Genomic DNA, 25,029 nt, shown 5'->3' with positions numbered 1-25,029 from the left:
GTGAGCGGACAGGTCGCAAGCAGAGATTTCTGAGCCGGTAGGTTAAGGCGATGTTCTCCAAAGTTTTGGTAGCCAATCGCGGCGAAATTGCTATCCGTGCGTTTCGCGCCTCGTACGAACTCGGTGCGGGTACGGTCGCTGTCTTTCCGTACGAGGATCGAAACTCGCTGCACAGGCTGAAGGCCGACGAGAGCTACCAGATCGGCGAGACGGGTCACCCGGTGCGGGCGTACCTGTCGATCTCGGAGATCGTCTCTGCGGCAAAGAGTTCCGGGGCAGACGCGGTGTACCCCGGATACGGTTTTCTTTCCGAGAACCCGGACCTCGCCGCAGCATGTGCGGCCGAAGGCATCACCTTCGTCGGGCCGTCGGCGGAGATTCTCGAGCTGACCGGCAACAAGGCGCGCGCCATTGCCGCAGCGAAGGCAGCCGGCCTTCCGGTGCTCGCGTCGTCGGAGCCGTCTGCAGATGTCGACGAGCTGCTTGCCGCTGCCGAGGACATGACGTTCCCGTTGTTCGTCAAAGCGGTCGCCGGTGGTGGCGGTCGCGGCATGCGGCGCGTGGCCGAACGTGAACAACTGAAGGAGTCGATCGAGGCTGCGGCGCGCGAAGCCGAATCGGCTTTCGGTGATCCCACCGTCTTCCTCGAGCAGGCGGTCATCGATCCGCGCCACATCGAAGTGCAGATCCTGGCAGACCAGCAGGGCAACGTGATTCACCTCTACGAGCGCGACTGCTCGGTGCAGCGCCGCCACCAGAAGGTCATCGAGTTGGCGCCTGCTCCGAATCTGCCGTCCGAGGTGCGGGCAAAGATCTGCGCCGATGCGGTCGCTTTCGCTAAGCAGATCGGCTACACCTGCGCAGGGACTGTCGAGTTCCTGCTCGACAAGCGCGGCAACCACGTCTTCATCGAGATGAATCCACGAATCCAGGTGGAGCACACAGTGACCGAGGAGGTCACCGATGTCGATCTCGTTCAGTCGCAGCTTCGCATCGCGTCGGGGGAGTCGCTCGCCGACCTGGGGCTGACCCAGGACGCGATCGTTTTGCGCGGCGCGGCTTTGCAGTGCCGCATCACGACCGAGGATCCCGCGAACGGGTTCCGGCCCGACACCGGCCGCATCACCGCGTACCGGTCGCCCGGTGGTGCCGGAATCCGGCTCGACGGCGGCGCGAACTTGGGCGCCGATGTCGCGGCGTACTTCGACTCGATGCTGGTCAAACTGACCTGTCGTGGCCGGGACTTCCCGACAGCTGTTGCCAGGGCGCGGCGCGCGTTGGCGGAGTTCCGCATCCGCGGAGTATCGACGAACATCCCGTTCCTACAGGCGGTTCTCGACGACGAGGACTTCGGGGCCGGAAACGTCACCACGTCGTTCATCGAGGAGCGGCCACAGCTGCTGACCCAACGTGGTTCGGCAGACCGTGGCACGAAGATTCTGAACTACCTTGCAGACGTCACGGTCAACAAGCCGCACGGCACTCGGCCGTCGAAGGTCTATCCGAAAGACAAGCTGCCCGCCATCGACCTCACGGTCGCCCCGCCGAACGGTTCGCGGCAGCGGTTGCTCGAGTTGGGCCCGGAAGGCTTCGCGAAGGCACTGCGCGAGCAGAAGGCTCTCGGTGTCACCGACACGACGTTCCGTGACGCACACCAGTCGTTGCTGGCGACCCGGGTCCGGACGACAGGCCTGCTCGGCGTCGCCGGGCACGTCGCGCATCTGACGCCGGAGTTGCTGTCCATCGAGGCATGGGGCGGCGCGACCTACGATGTGGCCCTTCGGTTCCTGCACGAAGACCCATGGGAGCGTCTCGCAGCCCTGCGTGAAGCGGTGCCGAACATCTGCCTGCAGATGTTGCTCCGCGGCCGCAACACGGTCGGCTACACGCCGTATCCAGAAAAGGTCACGCGCGCATTCGTTTCCGAGGCGACCGATACCGGTATCGACATCTTCAGGATCTTCGACGCGCTGAACAACGTCGACCAGATGCGCCCGGCGATCGACGCGGTTCGCGAAACCGGTACTGCCATAGCCGAAGTGGCGATGAGCTACACCGGTGACCTTGCCAATCCGGCGGAGAATCTGTACACGCTGGACTACTACCTGAAGCTGGCCGAGCAGATCGTCGACGCGGGCGCGCACGTGCTCGCGATCAAGGACATGGCCGGACTACTGCGGGCGCCTGCGGCAACCACGCTGGTCACGGCGTTGCGTAGTAACTTCGACCTCCCGGTGCACGTGCACACGCACGACACTCCGGGTGGTCAGCTCGCCACGTACTTCGCTGCGTGGCAGGCGGGAGCGGACGCGGTCGACGGTGCGAGCGCGGCGATGGCGGGCACGACGAGCCAGCCCGCGCTGTCGGCGATCGTGGCCGCCGCTGCGCATACCGAACGCGACACCGGGCTGAATCTGCAAGCCGTCTGCGACTTGGAGCCGTACTGGGAGGCGCTGCGGAAGGTGTACGCGCCCTTCGAATCCGGGCTTCCCGCGCCGACCGGTCGGGTGTACACCCACGAGATTCCGGGTGGTCAGCTGTCCAACCTTCGCCAGCAGGCGATCGCGCTCGGGCTCGGCGACCGGTTCGAGGAGGTCGAGGCGAAGTACGCCGCAGCTGACCGGCTGCTGGGTCGGTTGGTGAAGGTGACGCCGTCGTCGAAGGTCGTCGGTGATCTTGCGCTCGCGCTCGTGGGAACCGGTGTCGACGTCGACGATTTCGCGGCCAACCCCGGCGCCTACGACATCCCGGATTCGGTGATCGGCTTCTTGCGCGGCGAGCTGGGCACGCCTGCGGGCGGCTGGCCGGAACCGTTCCGCACGCGGGCACTGGAAGGGCGCTCGGAGGCAAAGCCGGTGACACCGTTGACCGCTGCGGACGACGCAGGGTTGGCCGGTACGTCGAAGGAGCGGCAGGCCACGCTCAATCGTCTTCTGTTCCCGGGTCCCACAAAGGAATTCGAGGCGCACCGCGAGAAGTACGGCGACACGTCGGGACTCTCGGCCAATCAGTTCTTCTACGGACTGCGTCGTGGCGAGGAACACCGGGTCGAGCTCTCGCAGGGTGTCGAGCTGCTGATCGGGCTGGAGGCGATCTCCGAGCCCGACGAGCGGGGCATGCGGACCGTCATGTGCATCATCAACGGCCAGTTGCGTCCGGTGTCGGTGCGCGACCGGTCGATCGAGTCCGAGGTTCCTGCTGCGGAGAAGGCGGACAAGACCAACCCGGCGCATATTCCTGCGCCGTTCGCCGGCGTCGTCACGCTTTCGATTGCGGTGGGTGACAAGATCAAGGCGGGCGATGCGGTCGCAACCATCGAAGCTATGAAGATGGAGGCTGCGATCACTGCGCCGCGCAGTGGAACGGTCAGTCGGGTCGCGATTTCCAAGGTCCAGCAGGTCGAGGGTGGCGATCTCCTCGCGGTGGTGACTGTCGGTGAGGAAACCAGCCCAGAATAATTCAGCCCGGAGTAGGCGCCCGTCTTGACTCGCATCATCGCCGGCAGTGCGGGAGGCAGAAAGTTGCGTGTGCCTCCCGCTGGTACCCGGCCTACATCGGACCGAGTGCGAGAGGCGCTGTTCAACACCCTGGCCAGCCGCATCGATTTCGCGGGGACACGGGTCCTCGATCTGTACGCGGGTTCGGGAGCGGTCGGGCTCGAGGCACTCTCACGCGGCGCGGTCCATGCGTTGCTCGTCGAATCCGACGGTCGTGCGGCGGCGATCATCAAGAGCAACATCGCCGATATCGGGGTCGAGGGCGCGCGAGTCGTGACCGCAACGGTTGCGTCGGTCCTGCGTCACCCGCCCGAGCAGCCGTACGATCTGGTGTTCGCCGACCCGCCTTACGACGTGCCGGCTGATGTAGTCGAGAACGATCTGTCCGCACTGGACGCGAACGGCTGGCTCGCCGACGAAGGGATCGCCGTCATCGAACGCTCGATCCGATCGCCCGAAACGCGCTGGCCTGAAGGGTTTCTCGCGTTGCCGGCCCGAAAGTACGGCGAAACGAGAATCGACCTCGCCTACCGGGAGGGCGTCGAACCGGTCGGCTGATCAGTGGTTGCCGATGTATTCGATGTAGCCGGTGCCTGCGACGGGTTCGCCACGGAATCTGCCGGTGTACTGGTAGCTGCCGACGTAGCCGCCGGCCATGCCATAGACGTAATCGTCATTGGTGGTTCCGTGAATCTCGATGAGTTCGTTGCCGTCCTCGTCGTCGACGCTCCAACTGAATTGCGTCGCCAGGTGCATGGACAGACCGTTCGGCGTGCGGCGAACCGTGGGTTCGAGGCGGTGCACGTCGAACTGGAAATCGTTCTCGTATGTGCTGCCGTGATCGGTGAGCGAGCGCACGTAAACGGCTTGCTGCACGGGAAGGCCGAGCGGGCCGCGCACCTCGACCAGCAGAACCTGAGTCGAGTCGTCGATGTTGATGATCTGGTAGGTGAAGAACGTGAAGGGTAGCGGGATGTCGACGCCACGGGCGTATTCGAGGGTATTGAGACCGGATATGTCCGAGCGTTCGCCGCGGTAGGTGACCGTGCCTTCGTACTGGCACAGCAGTGACCAGTGGTCGTAGAGTCCGCCGCGCAGTTTGGCGAAGTGGGCGACTTTGTCGGTGGCGCGTACGGCGAGGTCGAGATCGAACTCGGGGTTTCGGTACGTGACGGTGAAGTCCGGGTAGATACCTTCGAGTCGGAAGTCGTCGCCGAACCGGACCACGCTCGAGTCCGGAGCCAACTCAAGATCGCGGTCGACCTGATAGCCGCGGAACTGACCGGGAAACTGCACCCCGGCACCGATGAGCAGGTTTGCGGTGTCGGACGCGGTCGTTTCCACGAGGTGGTCGTTGCGCCACAGCTTGATGCTCGGTTGGCCGACGACGGCGATCACGTCGATGAAGTTCAGCGGCGCAGGCAGGTTCGGAAGCATCAGCCCGTAGTGCACGGTGACGTAGCGCCCGCGCGGGGGATGGAACGGGGTTGCGGGATCGAACGGGGTGCCGCGTAGCGCGTATGAACCGGACGCTCCGCGTTGGGCGGTCCGGAGAACGACATTCTTCACATTCATTGTGCTTTTCCTTCCGCACACGCCGATGTATACGTAACGCAGGGTATCAGGAAGAATTGACTTTGGAGTCATATCCTCGATCTAGCTAGGAGGTGCTTTGGTGGCACGCAGGTCAGGCAGTCGGGGTATGCCGCGCAGCGAGCGAGAAGCGCAGATCCTGGACGCCGCTGCCGTCGAATTCGGCACGCTGGGCTACGCCGCAGTTCTTGTCGCAGACGTGGCAGCTCGCGCCGGTGTTTCGAAACCGCTTGTATACCAGTATTTTTCATCAAAAGAGGGTCTGTACGGCGCTTGCGTGGAACGCGCAGGGGCGGCGTTGTCCGCCGGAATCCGCGAAGCGATGAGATCGGCAGGACCTGACTTCCGTACCGCTGCGGCGGCAGTCCTCGATGCGATCTTCGTCGCACTGGAATCGCGTCCACACGATTGGAACGTGCTCTACGACCGCAGCGCGCCACCGGACACCGAGGCCGCCCGGATCGCCCGCCGGTACCGAAGTTTCGTCGCGGAGCAGGCCGCAGCCGGCGTCGGTTCGGCATTCGCCGGTGGCGATTTGTCCGACCCTCGAGATCTGTCCGTGTTGACGCGCGTCTGGATGAACAGTGTTTCCGCAATCGTGTCGTGGTGGCTCGACAACCCAGACCAGACGGCCGCAGACATGAGCACTCGTGCGCAACGCATTCTCGGCGTCCTTACGCGCGGCTGAGCGCGACGAATCGGGGGAGTGTTCACCCTGATAGCGTCTGAAGCCATGACAGGCGCCGTGTGCCCAGGATCGTTCGACCCCGTGACCAACGGTCACTTGGATGTCATCTCCCGGGCTTCCGCGCAGTTCGACGACATCCTCGTCACGGTCATGATCAACAAGTCGAAAAAGGGCTTGTTCAGCATCGACGAGCGCATCGAGATGCTTCGGGATTCGACGAAGCAGCTCGGAAACGTCCGCGTCGAGTCGTGGCACGGCCTGCTGGTCGATTTCGCCAAGGCGCAGGGCATGACGGCCATCGTCAAGGGTCTGCGCGGAGCGAACGACTTCGACTACGAGCTCCAGATGGCACAGATGAACCAGAAGCTGTCGGGCATCGACACCTTGTTCCTCGCCACGAATCCCACCTACAGCTACCTGTCGAGTTCGCTTGTCAAAGAGGTGGCTACGTTCGGGGGAGACGTGTCGGGCATGCTGCCGGATGCAGTTCACGAGCGATTGATGGCGCGCATTGCGGAACGCGCACAAGGCTGAGCGGATAACACTTGCCTAACCACGGCGTGTACAACGGCGTGGTGAACCGCGCGGCGGGCAAACTGGATTCCGATCGTGTGTGCAATCGAGGAATTGGGGTCTGCTGTGTACCGGGTATTCGAGGCACTCGACGAGTTGGTTGCGATCGTCGAAGAGGCGCGCGGTATTCCACCGACTCGTAGTTGTGTGGTCCCGCGAGGCGATGTCCTAGACCTGCTCGACGACGTTCGTGAGGCGCTGCCTGGCGAGCTCGACGACGCGCAGGACGTGCTGGATCATCGCGACAAGCTGGTCACCGATGCGCGAAACGCGGCGGACAAGACGGTCAACGGCGCAAATGCCGAGGCCCTCCACACCGTCGAATCGGCACGAGACGACGCCGACCGCATTTTGGCCGACGCAAAAGCGCAGGCAGACCGCATGGTTGCCGAGGCGCGCTCGCACGCCGAGCAGTTGGTCGCGGATGCGCACGCGCAGGCGGACCAGACGGTCATGAGCGGCAAGCGTGAGTACGAGTCGCTCACCTCGCGGGCTCGCGGCGAGGCGGATCGCATGATCGAAGCAGGCAAGGCGTCCTACGATCTCGCCGTCGCCGAGGGTAAGGCCGAGCAGGACCGCCTCATCTCACAGGCAGAGGTCGTGCAGGCGGCCCACGCCGAATCGGCTCGCGTCATCGATTCGGCACATGCCGAGTCGGACCGCCTTCGTGCCGAGAGCGATCTGTACGTCGACACGAAGCTCGCCGAGTTCGAAGAGTTCCTGAGCGGGACGATTCGTTCCGTCGGTCGTGGCCGTCAGCAGCTGCGCACCGGCACCGGCGTCCCCGACTACGCGTCCGAATACAAGCCGGGCCGTCGCTCGGCGGAACGCCGCTAACAGCCCCCTCGTGAGTCTTTTTGGAGTCCAGGGACTCCAAAAAGACTCACGACGGTTGGTCGTCGTTTTGGCGCCTCACCGGCCTTCGCGTATCGTGGAGTGGTTGTCCAAACCGCCCGAGCGTCGAAAGTATGTGTGTCATGCCAGCCCATGTCAGCCGATCGAACCGTCGAATGACGGATGCGGGGTTTGTGCTCGATACCCGCACGCTCGGTCGTCGGGCCGGTTCGATGCGCGAGATTTCCCGCACGATCGTTGCCGAGTCGCGGATCGGGCTCGACCTGATCGCCATTGAGCAGGGGACCGACGTCGAGTTGGATCTTCGGCTCGAAGCGGTTTCCGAAGGCGTTCTCGTTACTGGATCGGTCCGGGCGGACGTCGTCGGCGAGTGCTCGCGTTGTCTCGAGCCGTTCGACGACAGGATCGACCTGCGGCTGACGGAGCTGTTCGCTTACCCGGACAGCACGACCGAACAGACGACCGAGGAAGACGAGATCTACCGGGTTGTCGACGATCACATCGATCTGGAACCTGTCGTGATCGACGTCGTCGGACTCGAGTTGCCGTTGCAGCCGTTGTGCAGTCCCGATTGCCTGGGGTTGTGCGCCGAATGTGGTGTTCGCCTGGCGATTGCCGGTTCCGGCCACAGCCATGAGATACTGGACCCTCGCTGGGCTGGGCTCGCCGAGAAGATCAGTGCAGAACCCGCCGATACCGAACTTGTTGATCAAGAAGTCAAGGAGAATTAGTCGTGGCCGTTCCGAAGCGGAGAATGTCGCGTTCCAACACGAGGTCGCGGCGTAGCCAGTGGAAGACCACTGCTCCCACGCTCATCACGTGCCCGAACCGTGGTTGTGGTGAGAAGACGCTGCCCCACACCGCGTGCCCGAATTGCGGCACCTACAAGGGCCGACAGGTTACGTCGGTCGTCTAGTTCTTCGACGCGGGCAGCTTGTGACGAGCAACAACGACGGATACCAGGCAGGCGAGGACGACCTTGAAGGTCTCCTCGCCGCTTTGGGCGTACACCTCGACGACGACCTTCTTCGTCTGGCATTGACGCACCGTTCGTATGCGTACGAAAACGGCGGTCTGCCGACGAACGAGCGACTCGAGTTTCTCGGCGACTCCGTCCTAGGGCTGAGCGTGACCGAGCGGCTGTACCTCGCTCATCCGGAGAAGTCCGAGGGTGAGCTGGCGAAGCTACGCGCCAGCGTCGTCAACATGAACGCGCTGGCCGAAGTCGCGCGCAACCTCGGCCCCGGTGGTCTCGGTGTGCACCTGTTGCTCGGCAAGGGCGAAGAGCAAACGGGTGGTCGCGACAAGGCGAGCATCCTTGCCGACGGCATGGAATCGTTGCTCGGCGCGGTCCACCTGCAGCACGGCATCGACATCGCACGCAAGGTCGTACTCGACCTCTTCAACGAACTGCTCGAGCGCGCTCCCAAGATGGGCGCCGGTCTCGACTGGAAAACCAGCCTGCAGGAACTCACCGCAGAGCTGGGCAGTGGCGCACCGTCGTACGAAATCACGTCGACGGGTCCCGATCACGACAAAGAGTTCACCGCGACGGTCGTCGTCGCCGGGAAGTCGCTCGGCGTCGGAGTCGGTCGCTCGAAGAAGGAAGCCGAACAGAAGGCAGCCAGTTCCGCGTGGGCGGCACTGTCGCCGGACGCGCAGTAGCGCTGATCCGACCGCTTCGACATGCCTGAACTACCTGAGGTCGAAGTCGTTCGACGCGGCCTGGACGCGCACGTCGTCGGTGCCACATTCGAATCGATCGAGGTCCTGCATCCGCGGGCAATCCGGCGGCACGTGCCCGGACCCTCCGATCTGATCGCCCGCCTGGCTGGCCGCCGAATCGACAGCGCCAATCGTCGCGGCAAGTTTCTCTGGCTGACCCTCGGGGGATCCGACGATTCGCTCGTCGTGCACCTGGGGATGAGCGGTCAGATGCTTGTGCAGTCGCCCGATGTCGAGCGCGAAAAGCACGCTCGCGTGGTTGCGGTGCTGGACAACGGCTTTCAGCTTCGATTCGTCGACCAACGGACCTTCGGCGGCTGGGCGGTCGCCCCACTTGTGGAGGTCGACGGTTCGATCGTTCCGGAGCCGGTCAGCCATATCGCGCGCGATCCGCTCGACCCGCTGTTCGACGTCGAGTCACGTGTCGACGTGCTGCGCGCCAAGCGAACCGAGATCAAACGGGCGCTGCTCGATCAGACTGTCGTGTCCGGCGTCGGCAACATATACGCCGACGAAGCCTTGTGGCGGGCCAAGATTCACGGCGCTCGCACAACCGACGCGCTCACGCGACCCCGGCTGCGCGGCTTGCTCGGCGACGTCGGGAACGTCATGCGCGAAGCCCTTGCCCAAGGCGGAACATCGTTCGACTCGTTGTACGTCAACGTCAACGGCCAGTCGGGCTACTTCTCCCGCTCACTCGCGGCGTACGGTCGTCAAGACGAGCCGTGTCTGCGGTGCGGAGCGCCGATGCGGCGCGAGAAATTCATGAATCGCTCGTCGTTCTCATGCCCGCGATGCCAACCTCGCCCGCGTGGGGCCGGTTAGCGGCTAACGTCGTGTTCGGTTGAAGGAGGTTTCGATGCGCAAGCTCACGTATTACGTTGCATCCACGATCGACGGGTTCATCGCAGCCGAAGACGGCTCTGTCGATTTCTTTCCAGTCGGCGGCGATCACGGTCCCGCTATCACTGCGCAGTACCCGGAGACCTTGCCTTCGAAAGTGCGTGAGGCACTGGGCATAGACAACGAGAACAACACGTTCGACACCGTCCTGATGGGACGCAAGACGCACGATTTCGGCGTCCGTACCGGTACGACGAGCCCGTACTCGCACCTGCGCCAGTACGTCGTGTCGACGACGATGACCGAAAGCCCTGACCCAGGCTTGGAACTGATCGGTTCCGATGTGTTGGGGAAGGTCCGTGCGCTCAAGGCTGAAACGCGCGGGCTCGGCATCTGGCTGTGCGGCGGCGGCGAACTTGCGAGCCACCTGTTGCCTGAGATCGATCAAATCATGCTCAAGCTCTACCCGATCGTGTTGGGCGCGGGCCGGCCGTTGTTCGGGCACGGTCCGGCGTTTCCCGACCCGCTGCGGTTCCGCGTGACGTCCAGTCGCGTATTCACCGACGGAGTCGCCTTCATCAAGTACAGCAAGCACTACTGATTCCTGCGGAGTCAGCGGAGCGTCGATCGGTTTGCGAACCGTCAGACGTTGTGGGAATGTTGCGCGCAATGAGACCGGATAACCTTGTGCGCCTTACCGTGCTCATCGCAGCCGTCATCCTGGCTTTCTCCGTTTCGCCGATCGCGAGTGGCGACCCCGAATCCGCGTCTGCGACCGGGCGATTGGATCACATCGACAAGGTCAGCGACACGCGATGGGAAGTCGACGTCTACTCGCCGTCGATGGACAAGGTCATTCCGCTCCAGGTGCTGCGCCCCGCCGATACTTCCCAGCCGCGTCCGACGCTGTATTTGCTGAACGGAGCAGGCGCCGGCGAGGACGGGGCGAACTGGCTGCGCCAGACCGACATTGCGAGCTTCTTTGCAGACAAGAATGTCAACGTTGTCATACCGACCGGCGGTTACCTGAGCTATTACACCGACTGGCGACACGACGATCCCGTGCTCGGTCGTAACAAATGGCAGACGTTCATGACCAAAGAACTTCCCTCCGTCGTCGATTCGGCGTTGGGTACGAACGGCGTAAGCGCGATCGGTGGTCTATCGATGTCGGGGGGCTCGGTACTCGATTTCGCGGTCCAGGCACCCGGTCTCTACACGGCGGTCGCGTCCTTCAGCGGCTGTGCGAAGACGAGCGATCCCATCGGCCAGAACGTCGTCCGTGCCATCGTCGAAGGGGTCGGGCGCGGCAACACCGTGAACATGTGGGGGCCGGTCGGCGATCCCGAATGGATCCGTCATGATCCGTACATCAACGCCGACCGACTGCGCGGAGTCGCGATATTTGTGTACAGCGGGAGCGGCGTGCCTGGTCCCTACGAGGCGCTCGATGCGAAGAAGCCACCCGACGCGCCACCGCTGCCCGACCAGATCGTTGTGGGCGGGGGCATCGAAGCTGCCTCCAACTTCTGCAGCCACCTTTTCGCCGACCGTCTCGCCGCACTCGGGATTCCAGCGACCTTCGATTTCCGCCCCGCAGGCACGCATTCCTGGCTGTACTGGCAGGACGCTTTGCGTTCGTCGTGGACGGTTCTCGGGCCCGCACTCGGCGAGTGAACCGGATCGGTCGTCCGCACGTACCCTTTGCCATGGCCAATTTCGTCCTGTGCAGCTCGCCCGTGTACGGGCACGTTGCTCCGATGATCACGATCGGCGCCGAACTCGTTCGTCGTGGCCATCGGGTCCGTCTGCTCACCGGCTCGCGTTTCTACGACGCGATCGCCGGGGCGGGTATCGAGCCCGTTGCCTTGCCTGAAGAAAGCGATTACGACGACCGCGACGTGGACGGCGCTTTTCCAGGACGTGCAAAGAAGAAGGGCATCGCGAAGCTGAAATTCGATGTCGACAACATCTTTGCCGGCGGATTGACCGGGCAGGCACACGTTTTGCTCGAACTCCTGGCGGACGGCGATGTCGACGCGGTTCTCGCCGAGACCGCGTTCGGCGGGGCATTCGCGATGCTGCGCGACCCGGCCGCGGCACGTCCACCGGTGATCTTCTGCGGTGTGCTGCCGTTGATTTTGTCGAGTGACGATGTGCCGCCGTTCGGTCCGGGGTTGCTGCCGTCCACCACGGTCCTCGGCCGAGTCCGCGACCGCGCGTTGCGTTTCCTGGTCCAGAAGGTCGTCTTCGGTTCGAGTCAGAAGATCTTCGAACGAAAGCTGCGCGACCTCGGCGTCGACCTCCCCGTGTTCTTCATGGACGGTCCGAAGCTGGGTGACGGCTTCCTGCAACTCACCGCGCCCAGTTTCGAGTACCCGCGGACCGATCTGCCCGAGGGCTTCGAATTCGTCGGGCCGATTCTGCCCACTGCCGATTCCGCCGAGTTCACCCCGCCGGAGTGGTGGCACGAACTCGATTCAGGCAAGCCAGTCGTTCATGTCACGCAAGGAACGATCGACAATTTCGACCTCAACCGCGTCGTCGTACCGACGATTCGAGCGCTTGCCGACGAAGACGTCCTGGTTGTCGTGGCGACGGGCGGCAGGCCTATTACGGACCTACCCGGCGACCTCCCGGCGAATGCCCTTGTCACGGAATTCGTTCCGTACTCGCTGCTGCTGCCGAAGGTCGATGTCATGGTAACCAATGGCGGCTATGGCGGCGCGCAGTTCGCGCTCGCCCACGGCGTCCCGTTGATCGTCGCGGGCGACAGCGAAGACAAGCCGGAGGTTGCGCAGCGGGTGGCATGGTCGGGAACCGGCATCAACATGAAGACCGGTCGGCCGAAGCCCGCTGCCATCAGAGCGGCAGTCCAGGAGATCCTGGGAACGCCTGCCTATCGCGAGCGGGCCCGCGAGATCCAAGCCGAGATTGCCGGCCTGTCGGCAGTGCAGACCATCGCTGATCGGATGGAAGCAGCGAGAGTCATAGCCCCACCCTCGTGAGTCTTTTTGGAGTCCAGGGACTCCAAAAAGACTCACGAGGGGGTGTAGGGGTAGTCCCGGTCGAGCTCGATGTTCAACAGCAGCACATTGACGGTCGGCTCGCCGATGAAGCCAAAGGCGCGACCTTGCGTGTTGTGGCGGATAGCGTCGCGGACCTGGTCGACCGAGATCCCGCGCGCAGCGGCGACGCGCTTGGCCTGCAGCTCGGCGTATGCGGGCGAAATGTGTGGGTCGAGCCCGCTGCCGCTCGCCGTGACCGCGTCTGCCGGGACCATCGGGTCCGCCGGAGCGTTGCCACGGATCGGCACGATCCGACCGGCGGAGTAGTCCTCGCCGTCGACTGCGCATTCCACCTTCACACCGTCGTAGGTATCGATGAACGGCGTGGCGGGGCACGGCTCGTTCACGCTGACCACCTTCGTCGGAGTTACCGACAGCACCGCCCCGACCCCATCAGCGGTGCAGAACGGACGGGAACCGTCGACGCTCTCTAGCTTTCCGATGGCGAGACCGCGCGCACACACCGTGTTCAGCAGGCTCAGGTTCTCCGGTCCGAGGTTGCTGGCGCTGGTCGACGTCGGGTCGTAGCCGTCGCCAGCGGCGGACGGACGGCTCTGAAAGTACTGCTTGCGCGGCGTGCCCGAACTGTCGGTGAACGACTGCCCGATCAGCGTGCTGCCGACGGTCTTCCCGTTCACCTCCACTATCGATCCTTCGGCCTTGTCGTGCAGGCCGGGCAGCTGCGCGACCGCGAAAACTGCGAGCGGGTAGGCGATTCCGGTGATGACGGTCAGCACGAGCAGAGCGCGAAATGCAGCCAAGTGCTGGCGAATCCAGATAGAGGTACGCATGTCAGGACATCCCAGGTAGGAATTGAATGATCAAGTCGACGAGCTTGATTCCGACGAACGGTGCGATGATGCCGCCGAGTCCGTAGACCGACAGATTGCGACTGAGCAATTTCGACGCGCTGGCGGGCCGGTATTTCACACCACGTAGCGACAACGGAATCAGCGCGACGATGATGATCGCGTTGAAGATCACCGCCGACAGAATTGCCGATTGCGGACTGTGCAGCCGCATGATGTTGAGCAGGTCGAGGCCGGGGAACAACGCCACGAACATCGCGGGAATGATCGCGAAGTACTTGGCGATGTCGTTGGCGATCGAAAACGTCGTCAGCGCACCCCGGGTGATGAGCAGTTGCTTGCCGATCTCGACGATCTCGATCAGCTTGGTCGGGTCGGAATCGAGGTCGACCATGTTGCCGGCCTCCTTCGCTGCCGACGTCCCGGTGTTCATGGCGACGCCGACGTCGGCCTGCGCGAGCGCGGGTGCGTCGTTGGTGCCGTCACCAGTCATCGCGACGAGCTTGCCGCCTGCCTGCTCCTTCTTGATCAATGCCAGTTTGTCCTCCGGCGTCGCCTCGGCGAGGAAGTCGTCGACCCCTGCTTCATCGGCAATTGCTTTGGCAGTCAAGGGGTTGTCGCCGGTGATCATGACCGTGCGAATGCCCATGCGACGCATCTCGTCGAAGCGTTCGCGCATGCCTGCCTTGACGACGTCCTTGAGGTGGATGACGCCGAGGACCGACGCCTTCCCGCCGAGCACCTGACCGACGACGAGCGGGGTACCGCCGGACGCAGAGACGCCGTCGACTATCTGGCCGAGCTGCGGGGGAACGATGCCACCCTCGGCACGGACCCAATCTGCGACCGCGGTGGCAGCGCCTTTCCGGAGTCGGTGCCCGCTGCCGAGGTCGACGCCTGACATCCTCGTTTGCGCGCTGAATTCGACCCACTTCGCGTGGGACAGCTCGCCTGGCGTGCGCTCGCGGAGGCCGAACTCGCGCTTGGCGAACACGACGATCGAGCGGCCTTCCGGCGTCTCGTCGGCCAGGCTCGACATTTGTGCTGCATCAGCGAGTTCGTCGCCTGAAATACTTTCCACAGGAATGAAATCCGACGCCTGTCGATTGCCGAGCGTGATCGTTCCGGTCTTGTCGAGCAGCAGTGTGTTCACATCGCCTGCCGCTTCGACCGCGCGCCCCGACATGGCAAGCACATTGCGTTGCACGAGCCGGTCCATGCCGGCGATGCCGATCGCGGACAGCAGGGCGCCGATGGTGGTCGGGATCAAGCACACCAGCAGTGACACCATGACGATTCCGGTCACTCCGTTACCGTCGAGAGCTGCGGTGTCTGGAACGCCGGGGTTGTTCGCCTTGGCGAAGATGGCCAGCGGCTGCAGCGTCGCGACTGCAAAGACGAAAATGATCGTCAGCGCGGCAAGCAGGATGTTCAGCGCGATCTCGTTGGGCGTCTTCTGCCGGTTTGCACCCTCGACCAACGCGATCATGCGGTCGATGAAGCTTTGGCCCGGCTTCTGGGTGATCTTGACGACGATGCGGTCCGAGAGCACTTGCGTGCCGCCTGTGACGGCCGAGCGGTCACCGCCGGATTCGCGGATGACCGGAGCCGATTCGCCGGTGATTGCCGATTCGTCAACCGACGCAATGCCTTCCACGACATCGCCGTCGCCCGGGATGATCTGGCCTGCCTCGACGACGACGTAGTCGCCCTGCTGCAGCTGCGGCGCTGGAACGGCCTCTTCGATGCCGGTGCCGCCAGGCTGCCACCCGTTGAGCAGGCGGGCGACCGTGTCGGTTTTGGCCTTACGCAATGTGTCAGCCTGAGCCTTGCCGCGCCCCTCGGCGACGGCTTCTGCCATGTTGGCGAAGATCACGGTCAGCCAGAGCCAGAACACGATCATCCACGCGAACCAGGAAGGATCCTTGATTGCGAGGACGCTCGCCCAAACGGCACCGATCTCGACGATGAACATGACCGGGTTGCGCCACAAGGTGCGCGGGTCGAGCTTGCGAATTGCGTCCGGAAACGCCGCCACGAACATCAGTGAATACCTTCTGCCAACGGCCCGAGCGCGAGCGCGGGGAGGAATGTCAAAGCGACCAAGATGACCGTCACGCCGACGACCATGCCGATGAATTGCGGCCGGTAAGTCGGGAGCGTGCCGATCGAATCGGGAGTGGATCCTTGTTTGGCCAACGAGCCGGCCAGCGCGAGCACGAAGATCATCGGTAGGAAGCGTCCGAAGACCATCGCGAGGCCGAGTGCGGTGTTGTACCACTCGGTGTTCACAGTGATGCCGGCGAAAGCCGAACCGTTGTTGTTCGCCGCCGAGGTGAACGCGTACAGGACCTCGGACAGTCCGTGCGGACCGCTGTTGAGCATCCCCGCGCGTTGCCCCGGCAGCGCCATCGCGACGGCCGTGCCGAGCAGGACGATCAGCGGCGAGATCAGGAAATACGAAGCGGCGAGCTTGATTTCGCGTGGCGTGATCTTCTTCCCGAGGTACTCCGGCGTGCGGCCGACCATGAGGCCGGCGACGAAGACCGTGATGATCGCGAGGATGAGCATGCCGTAGAGACCCGAGCCAGTGCCACCGGGCGCGACCTCGCCCAACTGCATGTTGAACATCGTGACCAGGCCACCGAGGCTGGTATAGGAGTCGTGGAACGAGTCGACGGCTCCAGTCGAGGTCAGGGTGGTCGACGCTGCGAAGACGGCCGAGTTGGCGACGCCGAATCGCTGTTCGACGCCTTCCATCGAGGCGCCTATCGCCGTCGGAACGGTTCCGTGATGCTGGAGTTGCACGAGGCTCATGACCGTCACGCTGAGGAAAGCAATGATGCCCATCACGGCTGCGATCGCGAACCCCTGCTTGGTGCTGCCCACCATGCGCCCGAACGTGCGCGGCAACGAGAAGCTGATGACCAGCAGCAGGAAGATCTCGAGCCAGTTCGTCCACGTCGTCGGGTTCTCGAACGGATGCGCCGAGTTCACGTTGTAGAACCCGCCGCCGTTGGTACCGAGTTCCTTGATAGCTTCCTGGCTGGCAACCGGACCGCCTGTGATGGTCTGCTGCCCGCCCGACAACGTGTCCGCCACCTGGGTGTGCAGGTGAAAGTTCTGGATCACACCGCCGGCGAGGAGAATGATCGCGCCGATGAAGGCGATCGGCAGCAGGATCCGGATCGTCCCGCGGACGAGGTCGACCCAGAAGTTGCCGAGGTCGCCGGTGTGCCGACGAGCGAAGCCACGCACCAGCGTTATCGCAACGGACATGCCGACTGCCGCCGACACGAAGTTCTGGACCGACAGGCCTGCCATCTGCACGAGGTGGCCCATCGTCGATTCACCGGAGTAGGCCTGCCAGTTCGTGTTCGTCACGAAGCTGACAGCCGTGTTCCAGGCGAGGTGAGGCGTGACCTCGGTACCGGGGTCGTTCAGGTGCAGCGGCAAATGCGGTTGCAGCAGTTGGAAGCCGAACAGAAACAGGATGCTGACCGCGGAGAACGCGAGCATGCTCCGGGCGTACACCGGCCAGGTCTGCTCGGTCCGGGGGTCGGCGCCGATCAGCCGATAGATCGTAATCTCGAAACGCGAATGCTTGTCGCCGTCGTAGACGCGATACATATAGTCGCCGAGCGGCACATGCACGGCTGCGAGGGCGAGAACGAGGGACCCGATGAAGATGATCCCCGCAGTGGTCGTACTCACTAGAACCTCTCGGGAAATAGCAGGGCCGCAACAAGAAACACCGCAAGGAGCACGGACAGCGCCAGACCGACGATGTTGTCGAGGTTCACAGCCGCTCCACCGCACGCGCGACCAGGCCGAGCAGGCCGAATATCGCGACCGTCAGCGCGATGTACACAAGCACAGACATCTTGTTCCTTCGCTCGATTCATGGCACCGCTCATCGGCACCGTGTGTGGCACGAAATGAGTCAAGCTCGCTCGGAGCCGTCAGCAGCCGACGTTGACGGGTCCTTAGCGCTTCGGTGGTCCGTCTTGACGGTTCGTTTACGGCCTATTGAGCGATGCTTGTTCGATGGCGGATGGATGATGGGGGAGTGAGTGCAGGCCACGAACACACAAAGCGGGGTGAGCTGCGGATATACCTTGGAGCAGCGCCCGGCGTAGGCAAGACCTACGCGATGCTCGGCGAGGCGCATCGACGCCTCGGCCGTGGCACGGATGTGGTTGCGGCAGTGGTGGAAACACACGGCCGCCGGCACACTGCCGAGCTGCTCGACGGCATCGAGGCGATCCCGCCGCGGACGGTCGAGTATCGAGGGTCGCAGTTTGCCGAGCTGGACGTCGAGGCGGTCCTGCGGCGACATCCGGCTGTGGTGTTGGTCGACGAACTCGCACATACGAATACGCCTGGCAGCAAGAATCACAAGCGCTGGGAGGATGTCGAGGAGATCCTCGATGCCGGGATCACGGTGATCTCGACCGTCAACGTGCAGCACCTCGAAAGCCTCAACGACGTCGTCGAGCAGATCACCGGAATCGTGCAGCGCGAGACGGTGCCCGACGCAATCGTCCGTGGTGCAGCGCAAGTCGAGCTCGTCGACATCACGCCAGAAGCATTGCGGCGTAGACTTTCCCACGGAAACGTGTACGGACCGGAGAAGGTCGACGCCGCGCTGAGCAACTACTTCCGGCGTGGAAATCTCACGGCCTTGCGTGAGATTGCGCTGCTGTGGCTCGCCGATCAGGTCGACGCCGCGCTGGCGAAATATCGTGCAGAGAACCACATTACGGACACCTGGGAGGCGCGCGAGCGCGTCGTCGTCGCGGTAACCGGCGGACCCGAATCGGAAACGCTGGTCCGAAGGGCCTGCAGGATTGCTTCGAAATCCAGCGCTGAACTGGTCGTCGTGCATGTGGTCCGTGGCGACGGACTTTCGGGCGTCTCAGCGCCGCAGATGGGGAAGGTCCGCGAACTGGCGACGAGCCTCGGGGCGAGCTTGCACAGCATCGTCGGCGATGACGTTCCGACCACCTTGCTCGAGTTCGCGCGTGAAATGAATGCCACGCAACTGGTTCTCGGGACGTCGCGACGATCGCGCTGGGCACGGATCTTCGACGAAGGGATTGGCGCGACTACGGTCCAGCAGTCGGAAAAGATCGACGTCCACATGGTCACCCACGAAGAGGCGACGCGGGGGTTTCGCTTCGGTGCAACAACGCCGAACCGCCGCCGGGCGCTGTCTTGGATTGCTGCCGTTGCGGTTCCGTCCATCGCTTGCGCGGTGGCGTATCTGCTTCTCGACCGGTATCTCGACCTTGGCGGCGAGAGCGCCATCTTTTTCGTCGGCGTCTTGTTCGTCGCACTGCTGGGCGGCATTGCGCCAGCGGCGGTCTCGGCGCTCATCTCGGGTCTGTTGCTGAATTACTTCTTCGCTGATCCTCGCTTCAGCCTGACCATTGCCGAGCCGGACAGTTTCGTCACCGTCGTGGTCATGCTGATGGTGGCGGTCGCCGTCGCCGCACTCGTCGACCGGGCTGCGCGACGAACACGCGAGGCGCAGCAGGCGTCCCGGGACGCGGAACTGCTTGCGCTGTTTGCCGGTTCGGTGCTGCGTGGTGCCGACCTGCCAGCGCTGCTGGAACGAGTACGCGAAACGTATTCGCAGCGAGCAGTCAGTCTGGTCCAAGGGTCGACAGGCGTCGTCGCCGCGGTCGGTACCGAACCGCCCGAGTCTGCCGAATCAGCGGACACCGCACTGGAAGTCGAAGACGGCGACTACTGGTTACTCCTGGCGGGGGAGATGCCGCAGGGCCGGGACCGGCGAGTGCTCGCGGTGGTCGCCAATCAAGCAGTGGGGTTGATTCGTCAGCGGCAACTCGCGGAGGAGGCAAGCAAGGCAACGGCTTTGGCCGAAGCGGACCGCCTGCGTCGATCGCTGCTCGCCGCCGTGAGTCACGACCTACGGACACCGCTGGCGGCAGCGAAGGCCGCAGTGTCGAGCCTACGGTCCGACGACGTCGAGTTCTCGCCGTCCGATACCGCGGAACTGCTCGCGACGGTCGAAGAATCGGTCGATCAGCTGACCGCGCTCGTCGGAAATCTGCTCGACTCCTCACGATTGGCGGCAGGCGTTGTTCGACCGCGGTTGCGCCGTGTCTACCTCGACGAAGTGGTGCACCGCGCACTCGTCGGAGCGAGCAACGCCGTCGAGGTCGACGTCGGCGACGCCGTCGCCATGGCCGATGCCGGACTGTTGGAGCGAGTCGTCGCCAACGTCGTGGACAACGCGTTGCGGTACGCGCCGAACAGCATTGTTCGAGTCAAGGCCGCGCAAGTGGGGGACCGGGTGGTGATCACGGTTGCCGACGAGGGGCCGGGAATTGCGCGCGGCTCCGAGGATCAATTGTTCGACGCGTTCCAGCGGCTCGGCGATCGCGACAACACCAGCGGGGTCGGGCTGGGTCTCTCGGTCGCGCGTGGTTTCGTCGAAGCGATGGGCGGGACGATCTCGGCAACCGACACGCCGGGCGGTGGGCTTACGATCGTGGTCGAACTTGCCGCGCCGAAGGAGATTTCGCTATGACACGGGTGCTCGTCATCGACGACGAGCCACAGATCCTGCGCGCGCTGCGAATCAACCTGTCGGTCCGTGGATACGACGTCACGACAGCGGCCACGGGTGCAGCGGCACTGCGAGCCGCAGCCGATACTCACCCCGACGTGATCGTGCTCGATCTGGGTTTGCCCGACATCGACGGCATCGAAGTGCTCGCGGGTCTGCGCGGCTGGTCGACGGCGCCCGTCATCGTTCTTTCTGCGAGAACCGATTCCGCTGACAAGGTCGAGGCGCTCGACGCGGGAGCCGACGATTACGTCATCAAGCCGTTCGGCATGGACGAGTTCCTCGCGCGACTTCGCGCCGCGGTCCGACGCGGGGCAGCGGCAGCGGAAACCGATGAGCCAGTGGTCGTTACGGCATCCTTCACCGTCGACCTCGCCGCGAAGCGCGTGCTCAAGGACGGCGCGGAGGTGCACCTCACCCCGACCGAATGGGGCATGCTCGAGATGTTGGTCCGCAACCGCGGCAAGCTTGTCGGGCGCAAAGAGCTGCTGCGCGAGGTGTGGGGTCCGGCGTATGCGACCGAGACCCACTATCTCCGTGTGTATCTCGCGCAATTGCGCCGCAAGCTCGAGGACGACCCCGCGCACCCGAAGCATCTGCTGACCGAAGCCGGAATGGGCTACCGATTTCAGGAGTAACCGTGCGCGCGTTTCACCCCTCCAGGGGTGAAACGCGCGCACGGTTGGGGGGACGCTTTACGATCGAACGATGACCGGTGAGATCCTGCTCGAGCTCGTCGACACCGACGGCACGACCATCGGTGTCGCCGAGAAGCTCGCCGCCCACGAGGCGCCGGGGAAGCTCCATCGCGCGTTCTCGGTGTTTTTGTTCGACGACGACGGCCGAATGTTGTTACAGCGCAGGGCTCTCGGCAAGTATCACTGGCCAGGAGTGTGGTCCAACGCCTGCTGCGGGCATCCGTATCCCGGCGAGCCGCCGCTCTCGGCGGCGACCCGTCGCGTCGTCGAGGAACTCGGAGTTGCGCCGACGAGCCTGCTCAGCGCAGGAACGGTGACCTACCGGCACGTCGACGAGGTGTCGGGTTTGGTCGAGCACGAGTACAACCACCTGTTCGTCGGGCGCGTGACGAAAAAGCTGGCGGCCAACCCCGACGAGGTGGACGAGACTGCGTTCGTCGATGCCGCGGACCTGGCGAGTCGACGAGCGACCGCTGAGTTTTCCGGCTGGTTCGGAACGGTCCTCGGGGCGGCGACTCCTGCGATCACCGCGCTTGTCGGCGAGTGGTCAGTGCGCTGACTTCACATGTTCGTCGAAGAAGGCGAACGTCCGCTTCCAGCCGTCGTCGGCGTTGTGCCTGCCGACGCCGTACCTGATGGGCGTGATCTTCAACGCGATGTCCAGCGGCGCCAGGGCATTGAGGTCGGTCATGAAGCCGTGTCCGGCGTCGGGATATTCCTTGACGTCGTGGGGGATGCCCAACTCGGTCAGCGCGCGCTCCAGCTTGTCCGCCGTGCCGCGCAGGTACAGGTCCTTCTTGCCATAGTTGGCGATGATGGGGCACGCGCCCGTCAGGTCGTCCGGCAGCGTCCGCGGTAGGTCGCCGTAATTCACGGCGGCAGCGGCGAAGTCGAACTTCGCTGCAGCAACCACCGCAAACCCGCCGCCTTGGCAGAATCCGGCGACGCCGACGCGCCCCGTCGCGTCCGGACGGGCCGCGAGTTCTGCTCGAGCAGCTTCGATGTAGGTCCAGGACTTGCCGCGGCGGCTGAACATATCCCGCGTGGCGCGCTGGATGCACATGATCCGGGGACCCGTCGAATACAGATCGGGTGCCAGCGCGACGTAGCCGTGCTCGGCGAACCGGTCGGCCTGCCTTGCGATGTCGCCGTTGAGGCCGAGACCGCCTTCGTGCAGGACGACAACGCCGGGCCACGGTCCGTCACCCTCCGGCAGTGCCAGGTACGCCCGTAGTTCTTCGTTGCCAACGCGGAAGGTGGTATTCGGCATGCTCGCCATCCTGCCGCAAATCTGACGGCGTCGAATGGCAGGATCGTCGTATGGCGGAAACGAGCTCAGCTGCTCCTGATCAGACACCGACGACTCTGTGGGTCGAGCGCACCGGCACACGCCGCTACACCGGCCGAAGTTCGCGCGGCGCAGAAGTCTTCGTGGGTTCGGACACCGTCGAAGGGGTCTTCACGCCTGGAGAGTTGATGAAGATTGCGCTCGCCGCGTGCTCGGGCCTGAGTTCGGACTTCCCGCTGTCCCGTCGGCTCGGCGACAACTACGACGTCACGATCAGGGTTTCCGGTCCGGCGGATCGCACAACGGAGACCTACCCACAGCTCGACGAGGTGCTCGAACTCGATCTCAGCGAACTCGACGAGGAAGCTCGAACGCGCCTGTTGACGACGGTCGAGCGCGCGATCGACAAGGCCTGCACGGTCGGTCGCACATTGAAGGCAGGCACGAAGGTGACCCTGTCGTTCGACATCGAGGGCTAGCCCTCCCATGGCAGCCTCCGACACAATGAGAATCAGGCTCATAGCGTGGGTGCACGGCCACGTACAAGGGGTGGGGTTCCGATGGTGGACCCGCTCGCGTGCGCTTGAATTGGGACTAACCGGACGGGCGACGAATACGCGAGACGGGCGTGTCCACGTTGTCGCGGAGGGCTCGCGCGAACAGTGTGGGAGGCTACTCGCGCTGCTCCGATCAGGCGATACGCCGGGCCGAGTGGACTTGGTTGTGGAAAGCTGGGGCAGCGCGAACGGCGAATATCAGGGATTCGAGGAGCGGTAGTTTGGCGGACAACGGCGATAGCGACGACAACGCGGGCACGCCGCCCCCACTGAGGCCGAATCAAGGTCCGACCCGGCCGCCGACACCGCCGCCGCTGCGGCCGAATCAAGGGCCGACGTCATCGGTGCCGCCGCCGTTACGGCCCAACCAGGGACCGACAACGCCACCCCCGCCGCCGCTTCGACCCAATCAAGGACCGACGACGCCTCCGCCGCCGCCACCTGAGCCGGAACCACCTGCGCCTGAGCCGGAACCGCCTGCAGAACCTGTGGTCCCCGAGTGGCAGCCCCCGCCTGGGGGCTGGCAGCCGCCGACCTTCGATGCCACCCCACCGCCACCACTCCCACCGCCGGGCGGCCGAATCCGCCGACAGGATCCGGGGACGACCCGTCCGCGTCCGCCGACCGTCGCGGAAGCGAGGGAGCGGGACAAGGCGGCTCGACGTGCCGCCGAGGCTGCACACCAAGCCGAATTGGATGCACAGAAACGCAAGAAGACGAAGCGCCGGCTGATCGGTGCCGGTGCCGTTGTCGGCGTAGTAGGCGTAGTGGCCCTTGGATATTGGGCATTCTCGTCAGACGATGTGACTGCTCGGTGCGTCGAGGTGGAGGACGGCAAGGAGATCGTCGTTCCTGATTCCAACTGCAGTGGTTCGCCGAACTCGAGCGGCATCTTCATCTACAGCGGGCGGCAGTATCGCTATTACTACGGTGGCAGCGGTGACATCGGCCAGAAGATCTCGAATGCCTCGACCGTGAAGCCGAAGGGTGCGACCATCACAACGAAATCTGGTACCACCGTGCAACGTGGCGGCCTGGGTTCGAAGATCGGCGGCAGCAGTGGTTCCTAGATGCGCAGAGTAAGAAGTACGCCACGGCCGGGGTGGCAGCAGATCGTCGAGTCGCAAGGATTGGTCTATGGCGCGCCTGCGCGCGATGCGCAGGGATCGGCACGACCGTACTGGGACGAGTCGGTGCGCTACGAGTTCGACATGGACGAAATCCTGGCGCTGGAAGCAGATGTCGAGTTGCTGCACTCGATGTGCCTGCATGCGGTGGAGAACATCGTCCTCACCGAGCGCTACCGCGATTTCGGTCTGCCCGAATGGAGTTGGCAGCCGATCGCGGACTCGTGGAAGCGGTCCGACCCACATGTCTACGGTCGTTTCGACCTCCGCTACGACGGTCGACGCCCGGCGAAGTTGTTGGAGTACAACGCCGATACGCCGACGACGCTGCTCGAGGCCGGAATACTGCAGTGGCACTGGCTGACCGATGTGTACGAGGGCGACGATCAGTGGAATTCGTTGCACGAGAAGCTCGTTGAACGCTGGACTGAGCTGCGTGATGTGCTGCCGAGTTCGGTGTTGCATTTCTCGTGGTCGTCCGCGGATGCGTCGGGTGAAGACAATGTGACGACGGCGTACATGCAGGAGACTGCGGCCGAAGCCGGTTTCGACACGATCGCGCTGGCGATCGAAGATATCGGATACGACTCGATGTTGCGGCGCTTCGTCGACCTCGAAGAGGCGCCTGTGGCGTCGATTTTCAAGCTCTACCCCTGGGAGTGGATACTCGACGACGAGTTCGGCAAGCAGGTCGTTGCGAGTCTTCCTGCGACGATGTGGATCGAACCCCTCTGGAAAACCTTGCTGAGCAACAAGGCGATCTTGGCGGTGTTGTGGGAGATGTACCCGGGGCATCCCAACCTGCTGCCCGCCTATCTCGATGAGCCGCACGAACTCACGGAGTTCGTTCGCAAGCCGAAGCTGGGTCGTGAAGGCGCGAACATCACGATCGTCGGTGCCGGCATGGAAACCGCGACCGGCGGGATCTACGGCGAAGAGGGCTTCGTCTACCAATTGCTCGACCCACTACCGGAGTTCGACGACATGCGGCCTGCCCTCGGTGCCTGGATCGTCGGCGACGACGCCGCCGGGCTCGGCATCCGCGAGACGTCCGGACTCGTCACCGACGACGGCGCGGCCTTCGTCCCACATCGCATCCCGCAACAGTAA

General features: G+C 64.0%; 25 protein-coding genes. 19 read left to right on the top strand and 6 right to left on the bottom strand.

Going from position 1 to position 25,029, the window contains the following annotated elements:
• The first annotated feature begins 50 nt into the window (after nt 1–50).
• Nucleotides 51–3,458 carry a pyruvate carboxylase gene (locus FGL95_RS04915; RefSeq protein ID WP_169585027.1) on the top strand — a complete coding sequence of 1,136 codons (3,408 nt, stop codon included), beginning with the start codon at nt 51–53 and terminating at the stop codon, nt 3,456–3,458.
• 24 nt (nt 3,459–3,482) lie between these two features.
• The gene (gene rsmD / locus FGL95_RS04910) at nt 3,483–4,055 is read left to right on the top strand and encodes a 16S rRNA (guanine(966)-N(2))-methyltransferase RsmD (protein WP_169585026.1); all 573 of its coding nucleotides are present in this window, start codon (nt 3,483–3,485) and stop codon (nt 4,053–4,055) included.
• On the opposite strand, the gene FGL95_RS04905 is transcribed toward rsmD, so the two are convergent.
• Nucleotides 4,056–5,072, bottom strand: coding sequence for a DUF6670 family protein (locus FGL95_RS04905; RefSeq protein ID WP_169585025.1), 1,017 nt, complete (start codon nt 5,070–5,072; stop codon nt 4,056–4,058).
• A 100-nt stretch (nt 5,073–5,172) separates the two neighbouring features.
• On the opposite strand from FGL95_RS04905, the gene FGL95_RS04900 reads away from it, so the two are divergent.
• From FGL95_RS04900 to FGL95_RS04855, 10 genes are all read left to right on the top strand, one after another.
• Nucleotides 5,173–5,778, top strand: a complete 606-nt coding sequence (locus tag FGL95_RS04900; RefSeq protein ID WP_338079710.1) for a TetR/AcrR family transcriptional regulator — start codon at nt 5,173–5,175, stop codon at nt 5,776–5,778.
• Nucleotides 5,779–5,823: 45 nt separating this feature from the next.
• A complete protein-coding gene (gene coaD / locus FGL95_RS04895) occupies nt 5,824–6,312 on the top strand; it encodes a pantetheine-phosphate adenylyltransferase (RefSeq protein ID WP_169585024.1) in 489 nt (162 codons plus the stop codon).
• A gap of 105 nt (nt 6,313–6,417) precedes the next feature.
• Nucleotides 6,418–7,188 carry a DivIVA domain-containing protein gene (locus FGL95_RS04890; protein WP_169585252.1) on the top strand — a complete coding sequence of 257 codons (771 nt, stop codon included), beginning with the start codon at nt 6,418–6,420 and terminating at the stop codon, nt 7,186–7,188.
• A gap of 140 nt (nt 7,189–7,328) precedes the next feature.
• A complete protein-coding gene (locus tag FGL95_RS04885; RefSeq protein WP_206071433.1) occupies nt 7,329–7,937 on the top strand; it encodes a YceD family protein in 609 nt (202 codons plus the stop codon).
• Between the two features lie 2 nt (nt 7,938–7,939).
• On the top strand, nt 7,940–8,122 hold the full coding sequence (gene rpmF / locus FGL95_RS04880) for a 50S ribosomal protein L32 (RefSeq protein ID WP_169585023.1): 183 nt from the start codon (nt 7,940–7,942) through the stop codon (nt 8,120–8,122).
• A gap of 20 nt (nt 8,123–8,142) precedes the next feature.
• Nucleotides 8,143–8,871: a ribonuclease III gene (gene rnc / locus FGL95_RS04875; RefSeq protein WP_169585022.1), complete on the top strand. Its 729-nt coding sequence runs from the start codon at nt 8,143–8,145 to the stop codon at nt 8,869–8,871.
• Between the two features lie 21 nt (nt 8,872–8,892).
• The gene (gene mutM, locus FGL95_RS04870; protein WP_169585021.1) at nt 8,893–9,756 is read left to right on the top strand and encodes a bifunctional DNA-formamidopyrimidine glycosylase/DNA-(apurinic or apyrimidinic site) lyase; all 864 of its coding nucleotides are present in this window, start codon (nt 8,893–8,895) and stop codon (nt 9,754–9,756) included.
• A gap of 34 nt (nt 9,757–9,790) precedes the next feature.
• A complete protein-coding gene (locus FGL95_RS04865; RefSeq protein WP_169585020.1) occupies nt 9,791–10,375 on the top strand; it encodes a dihydrofolate reductase family protein in 585 nt (194 codons plus the stop codon).
• Nucleotides 10,376–10,443: 68 nt separating this feature from the next.
• Nucleotides 10,444–11,451 carry an alpha/beta hydrolase gene (locus tag FGL95_RS04860; RefSeq protein ID WP_169585019.1) on the top strand — a complete coding sequence of 336 codons (1,008 nt, stop codon included), beginning with the start codon at nt 10,444–10,446 and terminating at the stop codon, nt 11,449–11,451.
• Between the two features lie 32 nt (nt 11,452–11,483).
• On the top strand, nt 11,484–12,782 hold the full coding sequence (locus FGL95_RS04855; protein WP_169585018.1) for a glycosyltransferase: 1,299 nt from the start codon (nt 11,484–11,486) through the stop codon (nt 12,780–12,782).
• A gap of 32 nt (nt 12,783–12,814) precedes the next feature.
• On the opposite strand, the gene FGL95_RS04850 is transcribed toward FGL95_RS04855, so the two are convergent.
• The 4 genes from FGL95_RS04850 to kdpF are packed head-to-tail and all read right to left on the bottom strand — an operon-like array spanning nt 12,815 to nt 17,454.
• Entirely contained in the window at nt 12,815–13,633 is an 819-nt protein-coding gene (locus FGL95_RS04850) for a potassium-transporting ATPase subunit C (RefSeq protein WP_169585017.1), read from the bottom strand.
• 1 nt (nt 13,634) lies between these two features.
• Nucleotides 13,635–15,695 (bottom strand): potassium-transporting ATPase subunit KdpB, encoded by a 2,061-nt coding sequence (gene kdpB / locus FGL95_RS04845; RefSeq protein WP_169585016.1) that lies wholly within the window; start codon nt 15,693–15,695, stop codon nt 13,635–13,637.
• A complete protein-coding gene (gene kdpA / locus FGL95_RS04840; protein WP_169585015.1) occupies nt 15,695–17,365 on the bottom strand; it encodes a potassium-transporting ATPase subunit KdpA in 1,671 nt (556 codons plus the stop codon). Before kdpA ends, kdpB begins: the two co-directional genes overlap by 1 nt.
• A complete protein-coding gene (gene kdpF, locus FGL95_RS32855; protein ID WP_169585014.1) occupies nt 17,365–17,454 on the bottom strand; it encodes a K(+)-transporting ATPase subunit F in 90 nt (29 codons plus the stop codon). Before kdpF ends, kdpA begins: the two co-directional genes overlap by 1 nt.
• Nucleotides 17,455–17,687: 233 nt before the next feature.
• On the opposite strand from kdpF, the gene FGL95_RS04825 reads away from it, so the two are divergent.
• The 3 genes from FGL95_RS04825 to idi all read left to right on the top strand — a co-directional run bounded on the left by FGL95_RS04825 (nt 17,688) and on the right by idi (nt 21,506).
• Nucleotides 17,688–20,210, top strand: coding sequence for a sensor histidine kinase (locus FGL95_RS04825; protein ID WP_169585013.1), 2,523 nt, complete (start codon nt 17,688–17,690; stop codon nt 20,208–20,210).
• Nucleotides 20,207–20,887, top strand: coding sequence for a response regulator (locus FGL95_RS04820; RefSeq protein ID WP_169585012.1), 681 nt, complete (start codon nt 20,207–20,209; stop codon nt 20,885–20,887). The genes FGL95_RS04825 and FGL95_RS04820 overlap by 4 nt, the downstream gene beginning before the upstream one ends.
• A 70-nt stretch (nt 20,888–20,957) precedes the next feature.
• Complete coding sequence (gene idi / locus FGL95_RS04815; protein ID WP_169585011.1) at nt 20,958–21,506, top strand: isopentenyl-diphosphate Delta-isomerase; 549 nt, start codon at nt 20,958–20,960, stop codon at nt 21,504–21,506.
• Here idi and FGL95_RS04810 read toward each other — a convergent pair.
• Nucleotides 21,495–22,217 carry a dienelactone hydrolase family protein gene (locus FGL95_RS04810; protein ID WP_169585010.1) on the bottom strand — a complete coding sequence of 241 codons (723 nt, stop codon included), beginning with the start codon at nt 22,215–22,217 and terminating at the stop codon, nt 21,495–21,497. The two genes, idi and FGL95_RS04810, sit on opposite strands and share 12 nt — an antisense overlap.
• A gap of 50 nt (nt 22,218–22,267) precedes the next feature.
• Here FGL95_RS04810 and FGL95_RS04805 point away from each other — a divergent pair, with 50 nt between their 5' ends.
• From FGL95_RS04805 to FGL95_RS04790, 4 genes are read left to right on the top strand one after another with little or no spacing between them, the layout of a single operon-like run.
• Nucleotides 22,268–22,714, top strand: a complete 447-nt coding sequence (locus tag FGL95_RS04805) for an OsmC family protein (protein WP_169585009.1) — start codon at nt 22,268–22,270, stop codon at nt 22,712–22,714.
• Nucleotides 22,715–22,721: 7 nt separating this feature from the next.
• On the top strand, nt 22,722–23,012 hold the full coding sequence (locus tag FGL95_RS04800; RefSeq protein ID WP_169585008.1) for an acylphosphatase: 291 nt from the start codon (nt 22,722–22,724) through the stop codon (nt 23,010–23,012).
• Between the two features lies 1 nt (nt 23,013).
• The gene (locus FGL95_RS33115) at nt 23,014–23,862 is read left to right on the top strand and encodes a hypothetical protein (protein WP_240962656.1); all 849 of its coding nucleotides are present in this window, start codon (nt 23,014–23,016) and stop codon (nt 23,860–23,862) included.
• On the top strand, nt 23,863–25,029 hold the full coding sequence (locus FGL95_RS04790; protein ID WP_169585007.1) for a glutathionylspermidine synthase family protein: 1,167 nt from the start codon (nt 23,863–23,865) through the stop codon (nt 25,027–25,029).

The sequence above is a fragment of the Antrihabitans stalactiti genome (assembly GCF_012932915.1).
Classification (GTDB): Bacteria; Actinomycetota; Actinomycetes; order Mycobacteriales; family Mycobacteriaceae; genus Antrihabitans; species Antrihabitans stalactiti.
Note: the sequence above shows the minus strand (reverse complement) of the source record. Positions and strands in the feature narration are given on the sequence as shown.